Source organism: Ruegeria sp. E5, from assembly GCF_056534105.1.
Genome location: NZ_JBQFPA010000015.1, coordinates 1 through 1177, shown reverse-complemented (window position 1 = coordinate 1177; position 1177 = coordinate 1). Strand labels below are relative to the sequence as shown.

At 59.0% G+C, this 1177-nt stretch carries 1 protein-coding gene; it reads left to right on the top strand.

The genetic code is table 11. From position 1 onward, the window contains the following. Positions 1 to 1176 (top strand): elongation factor Tu (gene tuf, locus ACR0BI_RS22135; protein ID WP_010441214.1); only part of this gene is annotated, 1176 nt, incomplete at its 5' end. Position 1177 lies beyond the last annotated feature (1 nt).

Here is a 1177-nt window from a genome sequence, read left to right as displayed (position 1 = left end):
ATGGCAAAGGAAAAGTTTGAGCGTAATAAGCCGCACGTCAACATCGGCACGATTGGGCACGTTGACCACGGCAAGACCACGCTGACCGCAGCAATCACCAAGTATTTCGGTGACTTCAAAGCGTATGACCAGATTGACGGCGCGCCAGAAGAAAAGGCACGCGGCATCACCATCTCGACCGCCCACGTGGAATACGAGACCGACAACCGCCACTATGCGCATGTCGACTGCCCCGGCCACGCCGACTACGTCAAGAACATGATCACCGGTGCCGCTCAGATGGACGGCGCGATCCTGGTTGTGAACGCAGCTGACGGCCCGATGCCGCAGACCCGCGAGCACATCCTGCTGGGCCGCCAGGTTGGCATCCCGAAGATGGTCGTGTTCATGAACAAAGTTGACCAGGTTGACGACGAAGAGCTGCTGGAACTGGTTGAGATGGAAGTTCGCGAACTGCTGTCCAGCTACGAATACCCCGGCGACGATATTCCGATCATCGCAGGTTCGGCTCTGGCCGCAATGGAAGGCAACAACCCGGAAATCGGCGAAGAGAAGATCAAGGAACTGATGGCGGCGGTTGATGACTACATCGACACCCCTGAGCGTGAAGTTGACAAGCCGTTCCTGATGCCGGTCGAAGACGTGTTCTCGATCTCGGGCCGTGGTACTGTTGTGACCGGCCGTGTTGAGCGTGGCGTGATCAACGTTGGCGACGAGATCGAAATCGTCGGCATCCGCGACACTCAGAAAACCACCTGTACTGGTGTTGAAATGTTCCGCAAGCTGCTGGATCGCGGTGAAGCGGGCGACAACATCGGCGCCCTGCTGCGCGGTATCGACCGTGACGGTGTTGAGCGTGGCCAGGTTCTGTGTAAGCCGGGTTCGGTTACACCGCACACCAAGTTCGAAGCCGAAGCCTACATCCTGACCAAGGAAGAAGGCGGTCGTCATACTCCGTTCTTCGCGAACTACCGTCCGCAGTTCTACTTCCGTACAACTGACGTGACCGGCACCGTGACCCTGGCGGCTGGCACCGAGATGGTTATGCCCGGCGACAACGTCGGCTTCACCGTCGAGCTGATCGCCCCGATCGCGATGGAAGACGGCCTGCGCTTTGCGATCCGCGAAGGCGGCCGCACCGTCGGCGCCGGCGTCGTCTCGAAAATCATCGAGTAAT